Genomic DNA, 16,616 nt, shown 5'->3' with positions numbered 1-16,616 from the left:
GGGGACGACGTTGGATCGAGAAGACGCCGCCGCCGGCGACGGCGCAGTCGACGCGCCGATCGGCGAGCCCACGGGTGAGCACGACGAGGCGAGCGCTGCGCACGACGCCGCGACGCCCGTCGCGACACGTCACGGCCGCCTGCCCCGGCACACGGGGCCGCGCACCGCGGTGAAGTTCGTGGCATCCGCCGCCGCCGTGCTGCTCGTGAGCGCGGGCGCCGTCGGCGCCTACGCGGCCGCCGACCTCGTCGGCTCGGTCGGCAGCGGCGTCACGCTCGCGAACGAGGAGATGCTCGAAGGCGTGCCCGACATCGGCGCGATGGACGGCGGGCTCAGCTTCCTGCTCGTCGGCAGCGACAAGCGACCGGCCGACGGCTCGTTCGGCGACCCCGAACTGGACTCCGGCGTGCTGAACGACGTCAACATGCTGCTGCACATCTCGCAGGACCACTCGCACGTCGAGGTCGTGAGCTTTCCGCGCGACATGATGGTCGCGGTGCCCGAGTGCCCCGACCCCGTCGACCCCGAGAGCGGCCCGCTCTCCGCGATGTCGGAGGTGCCGCTCAACAGCGTGCTGGAACACGGCGGACTCAACTGCGTCGTGATGACGATCGAGCAGCTCACCGGCACGAAGATCCCCGTCGGCGGGGTCGTCGAGTTCAAGGGCGTCGCCGCGCTGTCGTCGGCGGTCGGCGGCGTCGAGGTCTGCCTCGTCGACCCCATCGACGACGTCGACTCGGGGCTTCACCTTCCTGCGGGCAGGAGCACGATCGAGGGCTACGACGCGCTCGCGTTCCTGCGCACGCGGCATTCTGTGGGCGACGGCAGCGACCTCGCCCGCATCGCGAGCCAGCAGGCGTTCATGGCCTCGCTCGCCCGCACCTTGCAGTCGAGCGGCACGCTGAGCGACCCGGTGAAGCTCTACTCGATCGCCAAGGCCGTGCTCTCGAACATGGAGCTCTCGAACAAGCTGCAGAAGCCCACCGTGCTCATGTCGATCGCACGCACCCTTCAAGACGTCGACCTGTCGAAGATCGCGTTCATCCAATACCCGACCGCAGAGTACGGCGACGGCCAGCACGTGATCGCGGCCGACTCCGCCGAGGTCGTGAACCTGGCCCTGCAGGAGGACCGCCCGGTCATCCTCGATCCGACGGCGAACGAGAATGCCGAGTTCGGCACGGCCCCCGCCGACCCGGCGGCCGAGGCCGCCGAGCCCACCGAGCAGGCCGCCGAGGAGACGGCGTCCGAGGCGCCCGCACCGGAGGCCACGGCGTCGGCGCCGCCCGCCGAGCAGCTGCCGCCCGACATCACCGGACTCACCGGCGACGAGGTGCGCTGCACCACGTCGAACGACGGCTGAGCGAGGCATCCGACCTCGCCTCAGCGCTCTTTCAGGAGCGCCTGCGAGGCTGAACGGAACGCGATTCGGCTAGAATCGGGGCCTGCCTGCACGACGAATCCCCTCGACGGGGCCGTCGCACGGGCAAGGAGGGCTGTCCGAGCGGCCGATGGAGCTGGTCTTGAAAACCAGTGGGCAGAAATGTCTCGTGGGTTCGAATCCCACGCCCTCCGCGCGACCACCAGACACGAGAGGATCCCGGTGAACGAAGCGTTGCGACCCAGCTCGCGGCGCGCCGCGAAGAACCCCGCGGTGGCGCAGCACGGCAAGCTCCGGCGTCGATCGATCGGACGCACGCTCGCGAAGGTGGCGGGCATCGGCCTGTCGGTCGCGCTCGTCTCGGGCGGCGCGGTCGCCGCATACGCCGCGTGGGACCTCGCGAACACCCTGAAGCCCACCGTCTCGCTCGGCAACGAAGACGTGCTCGAGGGCGTGCCCGACGTCGGCGCGATGGAGGGCGGCGTGAATGTGCTGCTCGTCGGCAGCGACAGCCGCGAAGGCCAGGGCGACGGCTTCGGCGACCCCGACGAAGAGACCGCCGTGCTCAACGACGTCACGATGCTCATGCACATCTCGCAGGATCACTCGCACGTCGAGGTCATCAGCTTTCCCCGCGACATGTTCGTCGACGTGCCCGCGTGCCCCGACCCCGAAGACCCCGCCGGCGAGCCGCTGTACGAGCAGTACGGCGTGAAGATCAACTCGGTGCTCGACTACGGCGGGCTCGGCTGCGTCGTGAAGACCGTCGAGCAGCTCACGGGCGTCACGATCCCGTTCGCGGGCACGGTGCAGTTCCTGGGTGTCGCCGCCATGAGCGAGGCCGTCGGCGGCGTCGAGGTCTGCGTGGCCGAGCCCATCGAAGACGAGCACACCGACCTCTACCTCCCAGCCGGCATGCACGAGCTCAAGGGCCTCGAGGCGCTGCAGTTCCTGCGCACGCGGCACGGCGTGGGCGATGGCTCCGACCTCGGGCGCATCTCGAACCAGCAGGTCTTCATGTCGGCGCTCGCCCGCAAGCTGCAGGACGGCGGCACCCTCGGCGACCCGGTCGCGCTCTACTCGATCGCCAAGGCCGCGCTCGGCAACATGGAACTCTCCGACTCGCTCGCGAACCCCACGACGATGGTCTCGATCGCGAAGGCGATGAAAGACATCGACCTCTCGAAGATCGCGTTCATCCAGTACCCGACCGGCACCACCGACGGCGGGGTCATGCCGAGCGACTCGGCCGAGATCGTGAACCTGGCCCTGCAGAACGACACCCCGGTGGTCTTCGACCCGACCGCCGACGAGGCCTCGTTCGCGTCGGCCGGCGACCCCACGGCCGTGCCGGTCGAGGGCGAGGCGGCTCCGGCCGCGGAGGCGCCGGCCGAGGAGGCGCCGGCCGCCGAAGACCCGGCGACCCCCGCACCCACGACCGAGGCGCTGCCGACCGACGTGACCGGCCAGACGGCGGCCGAGACGCGCTGCTCGGCGGGCCGAACCCTCGAAGACCAGTAACTTCGGGCCGCTCGGCGACCCCTCGTTCTCGTTCGAATCGTCATTCGGCCCGTCGTCGGGTTATGATGACAGTCGCGTGTGCGCGTGCGCACCCGCAAGGAGACGTCGCATAGTCCGGCCGAGTGCACCACCCTGCTAAGGTGGAGTCCCCGTAAGGGGACCAGGGGTTCAAATCCCCTCGTCTCCGCACACGACACGACGCTTGGCCCTCGCATGATGCGGGGGCCTTTCTCGTTGCGGGGCGACGCGCCGTGAGCCCGTCCACGAAACTGGATCGATGACCGAGTACCACCGCCCCGCCGTCCTGCCCCTCATCCTCGTCGGCATGCTCGGGGGGCTCCTCTCGGGACTCTTCGGCATCGGCGGTGGCCTCGTCATCGTGCCGGCGCTCGTGCTGCTGCTCGGGATGCCGCAACGTCTCGCGGCGGGCACCTCGGTCGCGGCGATCCTGCCGGCTGCTGCGGTGGGGGCGGTGAGCTACGCGATCCAGGGCCACGTCGACTGGGCCGCCGCACTGCTGCTCGCGGCCGGAATCATCGTGGGCTCGCAAGTGGGCAGCGCGCTCCTGGCGAAGCTTCCGGTGCGCACACTGCACTGGTTCTTCCTGGCGTTCCTCCTCGTCGTGATCGTGAGCCTCTGGTTCGTGGTGCCGCAGCGCGACAGCGAGATCGGCATGACCTGGCTCGCCGGCGCGCTGCTCGTGGTCACCGGTTTCGTGACGGGCGTGCTCTCGGGCGTGCTCGGCGTCGGCGGCGGCATCATCGTCGTTCCCGTGCTGATGTTCTTCTTCGGCGCGAGCGACCTCGTCGCCAAGGGCACCTCGTTGACGATGATGATCCCGGGATCGATCTCGGGTACGCTCGCGAACTGGCGCCGGAAGAACGTCGACCTGCGCACCGCGGCCGTCGTCGGCATCGCGGCGAGCGTGATGTCGCCGCTCGGCGCCCTGATCGCGGCTGGGATCGACCCGTTCTGGTCGAACGTCGTCTTCTCGATCTTCCTCGTGTTCGTCTTCCTCCAGATGCTGCTGCGCCGCCTGAAGGACGTGCGCGCCCGTCGGAGGCCGTCGCTAGACTCTTCGGGTCACTGAATTCAGGGGGAACTGCACCATGCAACGAATCATCACGTCCACCGCGCTCGTCTTCGCCGGCGCACTGCTGTTCACCGGTTGCGCCGCGAGCAGCGACGACACCACCACAGCCCAGGGCAGCGACAGCTGCGAGGTCGTCCGGGTCGCCGTGCGCGACATCTCGAACGGCGCGCAGAACGCGATCCTGACCTCGACCGAGCAGGCTGCGCTCCTCGAGAAGCTCGACGGCTACTCCGAGCGCGTCGACGAGCTCGACGAGCAGGCCGCCGACGACACCAAGCTCGCCGAGGCGCTCGACGGACTGCAGGAGAAGATCGAGGCCGCCGAGACCTATGCGGCCACGCTGCCGACCACCGAGACCGAGGAGTTCGAGGCCGACGCCGACGCGCAGGCTGCCGCCACCGGCGACATCCAGGCCGCCGCGGTCACCGTCACCGAGGTGTGCTCGGCCGAGTAGTCGGGGCATCCCCAGCACGCGAGCACGCGGCATCCGTTGGTCGGATGCCGCGTGCTCGCGTTTCGGCGAGTCGATGCGGCCGGGCCGCATCGCGCCCAGCGGCTCGCGGTCAGAGCACCTGAATCCGAGACTCCGACACTGACCCGCTCGGCGACTCAATGTCAGAGCACCCGAGTCGGAGACTCCGACACTGACCCGCTCAGCGACTCAATGTCAGAGCACCCGAGTCGGAGAACCGCGATCAGGCCGACTTCTGCTTCGCCGACTTCTTCGCGGCCGTCTTCTTCGCGGCCGGCTTCGCGGGCGGTTCGGATTCCGCGTCGGCCGGCTTCGCCCCGCCTCCGCGCTTCTCGGCGATCGACCGGCGCAGCGCCTCCATGAGGTCGATGACCTCGCCGCCCTGCTCCTCCTCGGGCTCCTCGCCGAACGTCGCCGCCGTGTCGAGTGCCTCGCCCTGCTCGAGCTTCGCCTCGATGAGCGTGCGCAGCTCCTGCTGGTACTCGTCGACGTACTGCTCGGGATCGAAGTCGGAGACGAGGCTCTCGACGAGCTGCTTCGAGAGGTCGAGCTCCTTCGACGAGATCTTGACCGGCTCGTCGAGCGACTTGAACTCGGCCGCACGCACCTCGTCGCTCCAGAGCAGGGTCTGCACGACGAGCACGTCGCCGTGCACGCGGAGCGCCGCGAGGCGCGTCTTCTGCCGCAGCGCCATCTGCACGATCGCGGTGCGCTCGGTCGACTCGAGGGTCTCGCGCAGCAGCACGTAGGCCTTGTTCGAGGCCGAGTCGGGTTCGAGGTAGTAGCTCTTGTCGAGCATGATCGGGTCGATCTGCTCGCTCGGCACGAACTCGACGACCTCGATCTCGCGGCTGCGCTCGGCGGGCAACGACTTGAGGTCGTCGTCGGTGATCACGACCGTGCGTTCACCGTCGTCGTAGGCCTTGTCGATGTTCTGGTAGGCGACGACCTTGCCGCACACCTCGCACTTGCGCTGGTACCTGATGCGCCCGCCGTCTTCGTCGTGCACCTGATGCAGGGACACGTCGTGATCTTCGGTGGCGCTGTACAACTTGACGGGCACATTGACGAGGCCGAATGTGACCGCCCCCTTCCAGACGGCTCGCATACCCTCCAGTACACACCCGGGGGATGCCCCGTGGGAACCCCGGGCTCGCCCGATGCGGCCGGTCCGAGACATCCGGCCGATGACACGGCAGGATGGGGGAATGGCCGATGGGGAGCGGCAACTCGTCGAGGTCGACGGCCGGCGGCTCAGGCTGACGAACCTCGACAAGGTCATGTATCCCGAGTCGGGCATGACCAAGGGCGAGGTGATCTCGTACTACGCCGAGATCGCCCCCGTCATGCTGCCCCACGTCGCGGGGCGCCCGATCACGCGCAAGCGCTGGGTGCACGGGGTGGGCACGGCGGATGCCCCCGAGTCGCCGTTCTTCGAGAAGGCCCTCGCCGACCATGCCCCCGACTGGATCAGGCGCGGCGTGATCGAGCACTCCGACGGGCCGAAGACCTACCCGATCGCGGGCGACCGGGCGACGCTCGTGTGGCTCGCCCAGCAGGCCGCTCTCGAGCTGCACGTGCCGCAGTGGCGCTTCGCGCCCGACGGAGCGGCGTCGAACCCCGATCGCATGGTCTTCGACCTCGACCCCGGCGAGGGCATGGGGCTCGCCGAGTGCGCCGAGGTCGCCCGGCTCGTGCGCGACCTCGTCGCCGGCATGGGCCTCGCGGTGATGCCGGTGACGAGCGGCAGCAAGGGCATGCACCTCTACGCCGAGCTCGACGGCTCGCAGACCTCGCAGCAGGTCTCGGAGGTCGCCCACGAACTCGCCCGCGCCCTCGAGGCCGATCACCCGGAACTCGTCGTCTCGAGCATGCGAAAGTCGTTGCGGGGCGGCCGCGTGCTCATCGACTGGAGCCAGAACAACGGCAAGAAGACGACGATCGCCCCGTACTCGTTGCGCGGCCGCTTGCGGCCGACGGTCGCCGCGCCGCGCACCTGGGAGGAGCTCGAGGACCCGGGGCTGCGGCACCTCGAGGCCCACGAGGTGCTCGCGCGGGTCGCCGAGCAGGGCGACCCGATGGCCGGGCTCGCGGATGCCACGGGGCCCGGCCCGCTCGCGACGTACCTCTCGATGCGCCGGGAGGGGCGCACGCCCGAGCCGATGCCGGGCGGCCCGGGCGACGGGCGTGCGGGGGAGGAGCCGCGCTTCGTGATCCAGGAGCACCATGCGCGGCGGCTCCACCACGACCTGCGGCTCGAGCGCGACGGGGTGCTGAAGAGCTGGGCCGTGCCGAAGGGCGTGCCAGAGAGCTCGGGCAAGAACCACCTCGCCGTGCAGACCGAGGACCACCCGATCGAGTACCTCGACTTCGAAGGCACGATCCCAGCCGGCGAGTATGGCGCCGGGTCGATGACGGTGTGGGACACCGGCACCTACGCGGTCGAGAAGTGGCGCGACGACGAGGTGATCTTCACGCTCACGGGATCGACCGGCGGGCCGCTCGGCCGAGTGCGGCTCGTGCTCATCCGCACCGACGGCAGCGGCGAGAAGAGCACGTGGCTGCTGCACCGGATGAAGGAGCAGGCGCCCGCCGGTCGAGGAGCGACGAAGGACGGTATCGAGACCGCGTCACCGGGCCTCGAGGTGGTCGCTGCGCGACCCGCGACCTCTGCGAGGGTCGCCGAGAAGCCGATGCTCGCGACCGCGGGCACACTCGGCATGCTGCAGGGCGAGGACTGGGTGCTCGAATGGAAGTGGGACGGGATCCGCGCGCTCGCCCGGGTGGAGGGCGATCGGGTCCGGTTGCTGAGCCGCAACGGCATCGACATCACCGTGCGCTACCCCGAGCTGCACCGCCTGCCGGAGGCGGTCGACGGCGATGCGCTCCTCGACGGCGAGATCGTCGCGCTCGACGCCGAGGGCCGGCCCGACTTCGGCGTGCTCCAGCAGCGGATGGGCCTCACGAAGCCGCGCGAGATCGCCGAGGCCGCGGCATCCGTGCCGGTGCGCCTGCTGCTCTTCGACGTGCTCGAAGCCGGCGGCACCCCGCTCGTCGACGAACCGTACCGGGTGCGCCGCGCCCGCCTCGAATCGCTCGTGCGGCCGCGTCGCGGGGTGCCGGTCGAGGTGCCGGCGCCCGCGACCGGCGATGCCGAGGACGCCTTCGAGGAGAGCCGGGCGCTCGGCCTCGAAGGCCTCGTCGCAAAGCGGCCCGGCTCGGTCTACCGGCCCGGCGTGCGCTCCGACGACTGGGTGAAGCTCAAGCTCACCCGCACGCAGGAGGTCGTCGTCGGCGGCTACCGTCGCGGCGTCGGAAGCCGGGCCGGGCGCATCCGCTCGCTCCTCGTCGGCATTCCTGCCGAGCGCGACGGCGCCGGCGGCGAGCCCTCGCTCGAGTACGTCGGACGTGTGGGGTCGGGGTTCCGGGAGCGCGAGCTCGAACGGCTGCTCGCCCGGCTCGACGCGACGGTGCAACCCGACGCGCCCTTCGCCGAGGTGCCAGCCGCGGACGCCGTCGACGCCGTCTGGGTGCGCCCCGAGTTGGTCGGCGAGATCGAGTTCAGCGGGTGGACGGGCACGGGCGTCGCCCGGCACCCGCGCTGGCGCGGACTCCGGCCGGACAAGTCGCCCGACGAGGTGCACCGGGAGTCCTGACGCATCCATCGTTCCGCGGAGAGTGCATCGAGTCGCCGAAAAGCGCTCTTCCCTGCTCGGGGAGCGACGGTTTCCGGCGACTCGATGGTGCCGAGGGCGGCAGGCGCCCGCTCATGCACGGTCCGGCGCGAGCAGTTCGAGCAGCCGGCGTTCGCGATCGGCGCCGGATGCCACGACCGCCCCCCGCTCGTACGCCGCGACGACGCGCGGGTCGACGTAGCTCGCCTTCGCGATCGCGGGAGTGTTGCCGAGCGCGAGGGCCGTCGCCTCCACCGCCTCGCGGACCGCGGCCGCGCGCGCCCGGGCGGTGCTCGCCGGGCCGATCTGCGCCAGGTGCTCGGCGGCGACGAGGGTGCCACGCAGGGTGCGGAAGTCCTTCGCCGTGAACTCGCCGCCGGTGCGCGCACGGATGTCGTCGTTGACGTCGACCGGCGCCGCCGCGCGGAACCCACGGCCCTCGGCCCAGGCATACAGCCGCGCAGCGCGCGACCGTTCGGTCGCGCCTTCGACGTAACCGGTCAGGCCGGTGTCAGTGAGGTGCAGCTCCTGCGCGATGCCGCCCTTCGCACGGAAGCGGAGGCGCACGGTCTCGGCATCGACGAGGCTCGCGTTGCGCACGAGCAGCGTCGTCAGCCCGCGGTTGCGGAAGCCCGCGAGCGACTCCTCCGAGCCGATCCGGATCGCGCCCAGGTCGAGCGTCGTGAACGCGGCCGCGAGCACGCGGGCGCGAGGCATCCCGTCGAGCGCGAGGTCGCGACGTGCACTGCGCCTCGCTGCCGGAAGCGCCTGCGCGAGCTCGGCCATCCGCTGGAACTTCTCGGCGTCCTGCCGCTCCCGCCAAGCGGGGTGGTAGAGATACTGGCGTCGTCCGGCGGCGTCGACGCCGACCGCGAGGAGGTGCGCATCGGGCGCATCCGAGATCCAGACCTGCTCCCAGGCCGGGGGCACCGCCAGATCGGCGATGCGGGCTCGTTCGGCGCGACCCGCAGTGCCGCCGTCGCGGTGCACGTATCCGAAGCCGCGACCCCGTCGCACCCGGGTGTACCCGGGCGAGACGTAGGGCACGACGCGCTTCAGTCGGGCCATCGGCGGCTCCGCGCGCCGACTCAGTGGTTGCGCAGCGCCGAGATCAGCTCGGCCTTGCGCTTGCCGCTGTAGCCCGTGAGGCCGAGCTCCTTCGCGCGCCTGCGCAGCTCGTCGACCGTCCAGTCCTCGTAGTCGCCGTGCTGACCGCCCTTGCGGCCGATCGCGCTCCGGCCCTGTTTCGCCGCGGCGTTCGAGATGCGCGCGGCCTTCTCCTTCGAGGCGCCGTCCTCGCGGAGCTCCTCGTAGAGGTCCGGATCCTTCAGCGACGCGTTCCTGCTTCCGGGCATGATGTGCTCCTCACTCTCTCGATGGTCGTCTCGTCCGCGACGTCAGAGGGACCGTCCGCCGGTCACCGGCAGCACCGCTCCCGACACGTACGAGGCGTCGTCGGACGCCAGGTAGACGTAGGCCCCGGCGAGTTCGGCGGGTTGGCCCGCCCGCCCGAGCGGCGTGTTCTTGCCGAAGTCCGGCAGCTTGTCGGGCCATCCGGTCGCGGGGATGAGCGGGGTCCAGATCGGGCCCGGCGCGACGGCGTTGACCCGGATGCCACGTGGGCCGAGCTCTTCGGCGAGCGCCATCGTGAAGGCGACGAGCGCCGCCTTCGTCATGGCGTAGTCGATGAGGTTCGTCGACGGCTCGAAGCCCTGGATCGACGTCGTCGTGATGATGCTCGCGCCGGCGTCCATGAGCGGCACGGCGGCGCGTGCGAGGAACACGGGGGCGAAGAGGTTCACCCGCATGACGACCTCGAAGTCGTCGGTCGGGATCTGGTCGATGCCGCCGCGGTCGCGCTGATGCGCCGCGTTGAGCACGAGCAGGTCGAGGCCCCCGAAGGCGTGCTCGGTCTGCTCGATGAGCTCACTGCAGTGCCGCTCGCTGCGCAGGTCGCCGGGCAGCAGCAGCGGCTCGCTGCCCGCGTCGGTGATCCAGTTCGCGGTCTCCTCGGCGTCGACCTGCTCGCTCGGCAGGTAGGCGATCGCGACCCGGGCGCCTTCGCGGGCGAACGCGATCGCGACGGCGCGCCCGATGCCCGAGTCGCCCCCGGTGATGAGCGCGCGCCGGCCCTCGAGGCGTCGGTGACCGCGGTAGCTCTGCTCGCCGTGATCGGGCAGCGGCGACATGGCGTCGGTGAGCCCGGGCGACTCCTGTTCCTGCTTGGGGAAGCGGTCGGTGGTGTGCTTCGTCGTCGGATCGATGAGCTGGTCGTTCGTCATCTCGATGCCCTCCTTCGATCGTCGCCACGGTACGCCCCTGCCCGTCAGGAGGGCAGGGGTTGACAGCGCGTACCGCGCACCGGCACCGACGCGGATGCTCCGTACCGCTCCGGCGCGCGGGCGCGATTACCACTCGCCGAGATCGACGGTCAACCCCTGTCGGGCCGTCGCAGCCGCGGCCTAACGTCGAGTGAGAGCACCACCGTGCCGAAGGTCCGGGCCCATCGGGCATGGACCGACGTCCCGCCCCGTCTCCGACGCGTGCGGACCAAGAGAAGGAGTGACCATGAACATCCTCGTCGCCATCATCGCCATCGCCGCCGTCGTGCTGCTGATCACGGGCGGCATCGTGCCGACGCTCAACTTCCTGCTCTGGGTCGGGCTTGCGCTGGCCATCATCGCCGTCATCGTCTTCCTGGTCCGGTACATCGGCGGCAACCGCACGGTCTGACGCCGAGCCGGACGATCTGCGAGCGGGAGGCCCGACGGGCCTCCCGCTCGTTCGTCGTCGGCGTGGTGCGGTGGGGTGCCGGCTGTCGCCGCTTCGCGCCTCGTCGACGCCGCCCGTCCCGAGGATCGGTGACACGCGCGGCGCCGTCGCCTAGGCTGGCGACGTGGGCACCCTCTACTACGGCGACTCGGGCACACCGATCGGCATCGAAGACCGTGCCCTCGCGCACCTCAAGGTCGCGATCATCACGAAGCTGCGACGGGGCGAGAGCTTCACGCTGTCGTGGCGCCACACCGACGACCAGCCCCGCGGTCGCAGCACCCTCTGGCTGCACGCCTCAATTCCGCTGCGTTTCGTGTTCGACGAACCCGAGACCCCCGAGCTCAGCCGGCAGTGGATCGAAGACCTGATGCGCTCCGCGAACAGCACCGGCGGGATCCAGCTCGTACCCGAGCACCTCGACACCGATCCGATTCCGACGATCGACGAGCAGCCCGTGCAGGTCGGCGTCGACGTTCAAGAGGTCGAGCATGGCCAGTCCCCGGCGCCGGCAGGCGACGGGGTGCGACCCGGCTGACCTTCGAGCGGCGGGGCGGTCGCTCGAAGGCCGACTCACACGTTCAGGTCGGGATCCGAGCCGACGGTTCCGTCGGTCCGATCAGCATCGCGCGGAGGCACGGGCAACGCACCGCCTCCGTGGATCTCGCCGCGCCACGCGCCGGTCTCCGTGCCGCGATCCTCGATGAACTCCTTGAACCGATGCAGGTCTCGCTTCACCTGCAGATCGTCGATCTGCAGCACGGCGCCCGCCCTCTCGACGATTCCCTCCGGCTGCCACTCGATCTCGAGGTCGACGTGGGTCCGCTCCGGCGACTCGGAGGCGAACCGCACCCGACCGCGGTGCAGCACCTCGCCCGCGCTTCGCCAGGCGACGTGGTCATCGGGAACCTGGTCGCTGATGTCGGCATCGAACTCGCGGCGGACACCGCCGATCGACACCACCCAATGGGTGAGGTCGTCGTCGAGCTGCGTCACCTGCTCGACGCCCGACAGGAACTCGGGGAACGACTCGAACTGGGTCCACTGGTCGTAAGCCACGCGGATGGGCACGTCGACCACGGTCGATGCGGTCACGGTCGTGCTCATGATGATCCTCCCGTCCCGGGCGCACGGTCGGCGCCCGTCGGCCACCGTAGGCAGCCTCGCATCGAGATCGCGAGGGCTTGTCAGCCGACGCCACTGCTGGTAAACGGGAGTAGGGGCATTTCGGCCCCAGGAACCCGGGAGGTGGTTTCGATGGGCGCCGACGATTCGCAGGGATCACGATCCGCGATCGAGGATTGGTGGCCCAAGCTGTCCATCAACTCGAAGCACCGGATACTCGAGGACCTCGAGGCGCCGATCCACGCCGAGGTCGCGGCCGAGATCGAACGCCTCACGGTCGGCCCGGCGCCCGACCTCCTGTCGCCCGCCGAACGCCGGTTCGTGCTCACGCAGATCGAACCGGTCGACTGAGCGAACCGATCGACTGACGGCGTCAGTCGGCCTCGAGCTCCTCGACCTCGGCCGGCTCGGGCACGTAGTGGAGCCCGCTCGTGCTGTTCGCCGTCAGCATCAGCTGCTCGATCCACAGCCGGTTGAGCACCGGCGGCCGGTTGCCGCTGAAGACGAACTGCAGCGGAACCGACTCGTTGAGCCACAGGGTGGTGCGCCCGCTGCCGTTCTCGACGCCGTGCTCCCAGGTCATCGCGAAGCTCTCGGAACGTCGGAGCTTGTTGATGATGGTGACCCTGAGGTGGGCGAGGGTGCGGTCGTCGATGTCGAGTTCGCGTGCCGAGGAGTTGTAGATCAGCTTGCCCATGCCTGCACTGTAGTCCGAAGGGCTGCGTCAGGCACCCGTCTCGTGGTGCGGGGTCGCGACGGGCTTCGATTCGGGCGAACCTCGTTGGCGCAGGTACACGGAGGCCCCGACGATCGCAGCGACGGCGAGGAACTCGCTCTGCCAGTTCTGCATCGACTCGAACCAGAACTGCGCCGTGCCGAGGTACTCCCACACCGAGACGCCCGGCAGTCCGTGGAGCGACTGCTCCTCCGAGTACGCCTCCGCTCCGCCGACGGCGTGCAACCAGAACGAGAGGCCGAACAGCACGAAGAAGAAGATCGCCAGGGAGTTCTCGTAGAGCACGAGCACGAAGCCCCCGCGGCGGACGGGCCACGGGGTCTCGGGTCCGTGTTCGACCGTTCGAGGGTCGTCGTCCTGCGGGGTGCGCTCGTCGATCGGCTTCGATTCGCTCGATCCCTTCTGGAAGAGGAAGACGGTGAGCACAACGTAGGCGCCCATCTGCAGGAACTCGGACTCCCAGTTCTCGAACGTCGCCTCGATGAACTGGCCCGACGTCAGGTACTCGACGAGCGGGAGAGGCGCGGCACCGTGGTCGAGCCGCTCCTCGTTCGCGACCTGGAAGCCGCTCGCGGCCATGCCGGCGAGGCACAGGACGAAGACCGCCATGCAGACGAGGAACAGTGCGTGCTCGTGGATCCAGCGGGCGGCACCGCCGGGCGTCGTTCCTCGCTTCGGGCCGGTCGCGGCGTCATGGGTCATCGCGGCTCCCTTCGTCGCCACTCCGATGCTGGCTCCGCTTGGCGGCGGGCGGCAAGGGCTTGACGGCTTCCACGAGCCTCGGGATCTTGTCGAGTTCTTGCACGGCCTCGCGTAGCATTGCGGCCATGTCGAGAAGGCTGGCGGATGTCGCGCGCAAGGTCGGGGTGAGCGAGGCCACCGTCAGTCGGGTGCTCAACGGCAAGCCCGGCGTCTCGGCCTCGACCCGCGACGCCGTGCTGACGGCCCTCGACGTGCTCGGCTACGAGCGCCCGACGAAGCTCCGCGGTGAGCGCGCCCGGCTCGTGGGGCTGGTGATGCCCGAGCTGCAGAACCCGATCTTCCCCGCGCTCGCCGAGGTCATCGGCGGCGGCCTCGCCCAGAACGGCTTCACGCCGGTGCTCTGCATCCAGACCGCGGGCGGCATCTCCGAGTCGGATTACGTCGAACTCCTGCTGCACCAGCAGGTCTCGGGCGTGATCTTCGCCGGCGGGGCGTACGCGCAGGCCGACGTCAACCACGATCACTACGAGCGGCTTCGCGAGCTCAAGCTCCCGACCGTGCTCGTCAACGCACCCATCGACGGCCTCGGCTTCGCGACCGTCTCGTGCGACGACGCGATGTCGATGGAGCAGGCGCTCGGACACCTCGTGCAGCTCGGGCACGAGCGCATCGGGATCCTGCTGGGGCCGGGCGATCACATGCCGTCGCGGCGCAAGCACGCGGCGGCGATCGCCATGGCGGCGCGGCTCGGGCTCGAGCTTCCCGACGAGCGGGTCGTCCACTCGTTCTACTCCCTCGAATCGGGGCAGACGGCCGCGACGAAGCTCCTGGCCGCCGGCGTCACCGGCATCGTCTGCGCGAGCGACCCGATGGCGCTCGGCGCGGTGCGCGCGGCACGGCGGGCCGGCCTCCGCGTGCCCGAGGACGTCTCGGTCATCGGCTTCGACGACTCGGCCCTCATGAACTGCACCGAGCCGCCGCTCACGACCGTTCGGCAGCCCATCGAGTCGATGGGCAAGATGATCATCGAGCTGCTCATGCGCCAGATGTCGAGCGAGCGGGCGATCGGCGACGAGGTGTTCTTCGCGCCCGAACTCGTGGTGCGCGGCTCGACGGCTCCGGCCCCCGTTTCGTCGGTCGAGTAGCGACGAAGGAGCGTGTCGAGACCTGGTTGCGATGGTCTCGATACGGCGCCGGCGCGCCGACCCGGCCGGCGCGACGCAAGCGAATGCCGCAAATCGCCGCAAACCATCGCAAACTGATGTTCGATTGTTGAATAGTTGCATCATTCTGTTGCTCTCATTACGTTGAGCCGCATCGACGCCGGTGTCTCGAACAGTCCGGCGCGAAGCCCGCCCGACTCGAGGAGAAGCGACCGCGTGACCATGCCGCTCACCGACACCCCCGCCGCGCCGACCGCGTTCACCCGCGACCCGCTGTGGTGGCGCAGCGCCGTGATCTATCAGGTGTACGTGCGCAGCTTCGCCGACTCCGACGGCGACGGCACGGGCGACCTCCGCGGGGTCCGCAGCCGCCTGGGCTATCTGCAGGAGCTCGGTGTCGACGCGCTCTGGTTCAACCCGTGGTACCCGTCGCCCCTCGCCGACGGCGGCTACGACGTCGCCGACTACCGCGGCATCCACCCGGCCTTCGGCACCCTCGCCGACGCCGAGGAGCTCATCGCCGAGGCGGCGGCCCGAGGCATCCGCACCATCATCGACGTCGTGCCGAACCACGTCAGCTCCGAGCACCGGTGGTTCCGCGAGGCGCTCGCCGCCGGCCCGGGCAGCCCCGAGCGCGAGCGGTTCTGGTTCCACCCGGGAAAGGGCCCGAACGGCGACGAGATGCCGACGAACTGGGTCTCGAACTTCCAGGGCGACACCTGGACCCGGACGACGAACCCCGACGGCACCCCTGGCGAGTGGTACCTGCACCTCTTCGCACCCGAGCAGCCCGACCTCAACTGGAACCACCCCGAGGTGCGCGCCGAGCACGAGGACATCCTGCGGTTCTGGTTCGACCGCGGCGTCGCCGGCGTGCGCATCGACTCGGCGGGCCTGCTCATCAAGGACCCGGCGCTGCCCGAGGTGCCGGCCGAGCCGGGGCCGGGGGAGCACCCAACCGAGGACCGCGACGAGGTGCACGAGGTCTACCGCGCATGGCGGCGCGTCGCCGACTCGTATGAGGGCACCCGGGTGCTCGTCGGTGAGGTCTGGGTGCCGGATGCCTCCCGCTTCGCGGCCTACCTGCGGCCCGACGAGATGCACACCGCCTTCAACTTCGACTTCATGACGCGGCCGTGGCGCGCCGACGAGCTGCGCGCCTCGATCGACCTCATGCTCGCGGCGCACGCGCCCGTCGGGGCGCCGAGCACCTGGGTGCTCTCGAACCACGACGTGACCCGCCCGGTCACCCGGTACGGCCGCGACGACTCGGGCTTCGCCTTCGCGAAGAAGCGGTTCGGCACGCCGACCGACCTCGAGCTCGGCACGCGCAGGGCCCGCGCCGCGGCCCTGCTCGCCGCGGCACTGCCCGGCTCCCTCTACGTGTACCAGGGCGACGAGCTCGGCCTGCCCGAGGTCGAGCTGCCGCGCGAAGTGCTCGAGGATCCGATGCACTTCCGCTCGGGCGGCGTCGACCCGGGCCGCGACGGTTGCCGTGTCCCGCTGCCGTGGCGAGGCACCGCGACGCCGTTCGGTTTCAGTCCCGACGGCGTCCGCCCCGTGGCATCCGCCGCCCCGGCCGCCCCGTGGCTGCCCCAGCCCGCCGAGTGGGCGGCGCTCACCGTGCAGGCGCAGGAGGCCGACCCGGGCTCGATGCTCTGGCTGTACCGGCAGGCCCTGCGCATCCGCAAGCGCGAGCGCTCGCTCGGCGACGGCCCCATGACCTGGATGCCGAGCGAACCGGGTGTGCTCGCGTTCAGCCGTGGCGACGACGTCGTCTGCGTCACCAACCTCGGCGAGGAGCCCATCGCCCTGCCCGAGCACGACCGCATCCTCCTCAGCAGCGCGCCCCTCGTCGGCGGGCTGCTGGCCCACGACTCCACGGCCTGGCTCCACCGGACCGCCTGACCGTCGAGGCCGCACCCGCACCACCTGCATCACCCGCGGCATCACCACAACACCGCTCCACACAGCACC

16 protein-coding genes, 2 tRNA genes and 1 pseudogene are annotated in these 16,616 nt (G+C 70.4%); 12 read left to right on the top strand and 7 right to left on the bottom strand.

What is annotated here, in order from left to right; translation table 11 throughout:
* Nucleotides 1-10: 10 nt before the first annotated feature.
* The 6 genes from GQQ93_RS16830 to GQQ93_RS16805 all read left to right on the top strand — a co-directional run bounded on the left by GQQ93_RS16830 (nt 11) and on the right by GQQ93_RS16805 (nt 4,449).
* Nucleotides 11-1,363: an LCP family protein gene (locus tag GQQ93_RS16830; protein ID WP_157425390.1), complete on the top strand. Its 1,353-nt coding sequence runs from the start codon at nt 11-13 to the stop codon at nt 1,361-1,363.
* Between the two features lie 127 nt (nt 1,364-1,490).
* Nucleotides 1,491-1,575, top strand: a tRNA-Ser gene (locus GQQ93_RS16825).
* Between the two features lie 28 nt (nt 1,576-1,603).
* The gene (locus tag GQQ93_RS16820; RefSeq protein WP_246192387.1) at nt 1,604-2,902 is read left to right on the top strand and encodes an LCP family protein; all 1,299 of its coding nucleotides are present in this window, start codon (nt 1,604-1,606) and stop codon (nt 2,900-2,902) included.
* Nucleotides 2,903-3,000: 98 nt separating this feature from the next.
* Nucleotides 3,001-3,089 (top strand) — tRNA-Ser (locus GQQ93_RS16815).
* Between the two features lie 90 nt (nt 3,090-3,179).
* Nucleotides 3,180-3,992: a sulfite exporter TauE/SafE family protein gene (locus GQQ93_RS16810; protein WP_157425388.1), complete on the top strand. Its 813-nt coding sequence runs from the start codon at nt 3,180-3,182 to the stop codon at nt 3,990-3,992.
* A 19-nt stretch (nt 3,993-4,011) separates the two neighbouring features.
* Nucleotides 4,012-4,449, top strand: a complete 438-nt coding sequence (locus GQQ93_RS16805) for a hypothetical protein (protein WP_157425387.1) — start codon at nt 4,012-4,014, stop codon at nt 4,447-4,449.
* Between the two features lie 241 nt (nt 4,450-4,690).
* On the opposite strand, the gene ku is transcribed toward GQQ93_RS16805, so the two are convergent.
* Nucleotides 4,691-5,575 (bottom strand): non-homologous end joining protein Ku, encoded by an 885-nt coding sequence (ku, locus tag GQQ93_RS16800; protein ID WP_157425386.1) that lies wholly within the window; start codon nt 5,573-5,575, stop codon nt 4,691-4,693.
* A gap of 100 nt (nt 5,576-5,675) precedes the next feature.
* Here ku and GQQ93_RS16795 point away from each other — a divergent pair, with 100 nt between their 5' ends.
* On the top strand, nt 5,676-8,123 hold the full coding sequence (locus GQQ93_RS16795) for an ATP-dependent DNA ligase (protein ID WP_157425385.1): 2,448 nt from the start codon (nt 5,676-5,678) through the stop codon (nt 8,121-8,123).
* Nucleotides 8,124-8,234: 111 nt separating this feature from the next.
* Here the strand turns inward: GQQ93_RS16795 and GQQ93_RS16790 are convergent, their stop codons facing one another.
* From GQQ93_RS16790 to GQQ93_RS16780, 3 genes are read right to left on the bottom strand one after another with little or no spacing between them, the layout of a single operon-like run.
* The gene (locus tag GQQ93_RS16790; protein WP_157425384.1) at nt 8,235-9,209 is read right to left on the bottom strand and encodes a DNA topoisomerase IB; all 975 of its coding nucleotides are present in this window, start codon (nt 9,207-9,209) and stop codon (nt 8,235-8,237) included.
* Nucleotides 9,210-9,229: 20 nt separating this feature from the next.
* Nucleotides 9,230-9,496 (bottom strand): DUF7218 family protein, encoded by a 267-nt coding sequence (locus tag GQQ93_RS16785; RefSeq protein ID WP_157425383.1) that lies wholly within the window; start codon nt 9,494-9,496, stop codon nt 9,230-9,232.
* A 42-nt stretch (nt 9,497-9,538) separates the two neighbouring features.
* A complete protein-coding gene (locus GQQ93_RS16780) occupies nt 9,539-10,423 on the bottom strand; it encodes an SDR family oxidoreductase (protein ID WP_157425382.1) in 885 nt (294 codons plus the stop codon).
* 286 nt (nt 10,424-10,709) lie between these two features.
* Between GQQ93_RS16780 and GQQ93_RS17905 the strand changes: the two genes are divergently transcribed.
* Both GQQ93_RS17905 and GQQ93_RS16775 read left to right on the top strand, forming a co-directional pair.
* Nucleotides 10,710-10,874 carry a hypothetical protein gene (locus GQQ93_RS17905; protein WP_170296228.1) on the top strand — a complete coding sequence of 55 codons (165 nt, stop codon included), beginning with the start codon at nt 10,710-10,712 and terminating at the stop codon, nt 10,872-10,874.
* Between the two features lie 163 nt (nt 10,875-11,037).
* Nucleotides 11,038-11,340 (top strand): annotated as a pseudogene (locus tag GQQ93_RS16775) (DUF7882 family protein); the annotation flags it as partial.
* A gap of 146 nt (nt 11,341-11,486) precedes the next feature.
* Here the strand turns inward: GQQ93_RS16775 and GQQ93_RS16770 are convergent.
* Nucleotides 11,487-12,020, bottom strand: a complete 534-nt coding sequence (locus GQQ93_RS16770) for an SRPBCC family protein (protein WP_157425381.1) — start codon at nt 12,018-12,020, stop codon at nt 11,487-11,489.
* A 150-nt stretch (nt 12,021-12,170) separates the two neighbouring features.
* Here GQQ93_RS16770 and GQQ93_RS16765 point away from each other — a divergent pair, with 150 nt between their 5' ends.
* Nucleotides 12,171-12,389, top strand: a complete 219-nt coding sequence (locus GQQ93_RS16765) for a hypothetical protein (RefSeq protein ID WP_157425380.1) — start codon at nt 12,171-12,173, stop codon at nt 12,387-12,389.
* 22 nt (nt 12,390-12,411) lie between these two features.
* Here GQQ93_RS16765 and GQQ93_RS16760 read toward each other — a convergent pair whose 3' ends face one another.
* Complete coding sequence (locus GQQ93_RS16760; protein WP_157425379.1) at nt 12,412-12,735, bottom strand: DUF7882 family protein; 324 nt, start codon at nt 12,733-12,735, stop codon at nt 12,412-12,414.
* A 27-nt stretch (nt 12,736-12,762) separates the two neighbouring features.
* Nucleotides 12,763-13,476: a DUF6766 family protein gene (locus GQQ93_RS16755; RefSeq protein ID WP_157425378.1), complete on the bottom strand. Its 714-nt coding sequence runs from the start codon at nt 13,474-13,476 to the stop codon at nt 12,763-12,765.
* 125 nt (nt 13,477-13,601) lie between these two features.
* Here GQQ93_RS16755 and GQQ93_RS16750 point away from each other — a divergent pair, with 125 nt between their 5' ends.
* Nucleotides 13,602-14,621: a LacI family DNA-binding transcriptional regulator gene (locus GQQ93_RS16750; RefSeq protein WP_157425377.1), complete on the top strand. Its 1,020-nt coding sequence runs from the start codon at nt 13,602-13,604 to the stop codon at nt 14,619-14,621.
* A gap of 240 nt (nt 14,622-14,861) precedes the next feature.
* Entirely contained in the window at nt 14,862-16,547 is a 1,686-nt protein-coding gene (locus GQQ93_RS16745) for a glycoside hydrolase family 13 protein (protein WP_157425546.1), read from the top strand.
* The last annotated feature ends 69 nt before the right edge of the window (nt 16,548-16,616 follow it).

It is taken from the genome of Agromyces lapidis (genome assembly GCF_009749405.1).
GTDB lineage: Bacteria > Actinomycetota > Actinomycetes > Actinomycetales > Microbacteriaceae > Agromyces > Agromyces lapidis.
Note: the sequence above shows the minus strand (reverse complement) of the source record. Positions and strands in the feature narration are given on the sequence as shown.

Coding starts and splice junctions, on each gene's coding strand:
- GQQ93_RS16745 (WP_157425546.1), top strand. CDS start 14,862: ATGCCGCTCACCGACACCCCCGCCGCGCCGACCGCGTTCACCCGCGAC.
- GQQ93_RS16780 (WP_157425382.1), bottom strand. CDS start 10,423: ATGACGAACGACCAGCTCATCGATCCGACGACGAAGCACACCACCGAC.
- GQQ93_RS16795 (WP_157425385.1), top strand. CDS start 5,676: ATGGCCGATGGGGAGCGGCAACTCGTCGAGGTCGACGGCCGGCGGCTC.
- ku (WP_157425386.1), bottom strand. CDS start 5,575: ATGCGAGCCGTCTGGAAGGGGGCGGTCACATTCGGCCTCGTCAATGTG.
- GQQ93_RS16750 (WP_157425377.1), top strand. CDS start 13,602: ATGTCGAGAAGGCTGGCGGATGTCGCGCGCAAGGTCGGGGTGAGCGAG.
- GQQ93_RS17905 (WP_170296228.1), top strand. CDS start 10,710: ATGAACATCCTCGTCGCCATCATCGCCATCGCCGCCGTCGTGCTGCTG.
- GQQ93_RS16770 (WP_157425381.1), bottom strand. CDS start 12,020: ATGAGCACGACCGTGACCGCATCGACCGTGGTCGACGTGCCCATCCGC.
- GQQ93_RS16790 (WP_157425384.1), bottom strand. CDS start 9,209: ATGGCCCGACTGAAGCGCGTCGTGCCCTACGTCTCGCCCGGGTACACC.
- GQQ93_RS16765 (WP_157425380.1), top strand. CDS start 12,171: ATGGGCGCCGACGATTCGCAGGGATCACGATCCGCGATCGAGGATTGG.
- GQQ93_RS16760 (WP_157425379.1), bottom strand. CDS start 12,735: ATGGGCAAGCTGATCTACAACTCCTCGGCACGCGAACTCGACATCGAC.
- GQQ93_RS16755 (WP_157425378.1), bottom strand. CDS start 13,476: ATGACCCATGACGCCGCGACCGGCCCGAAGCGAGGAACGACGCCCGGC.
- GQQ93_RS16810 (WP_157425388.1), top strand. CDS start 3,180: ATGACCGAGTACCACCGCCCCGCCGTCCTGCCCCTCATCCTCGTCGGC.
- GQQ93_RS16785 (WP_157425383.1), bottom strand. CDS start 9,496: ATGCCCGGAAGCAGGAACGCGTCGCTGAAGGATCCGGACCTCTACGAG.
- GQQ93_RS16805 (WP_157425387.1), top strand. CDS start 4,012: ATGCAACGAATCATCACGTCCACCGCGCTCGTCTTCGCCGGCGCACTG.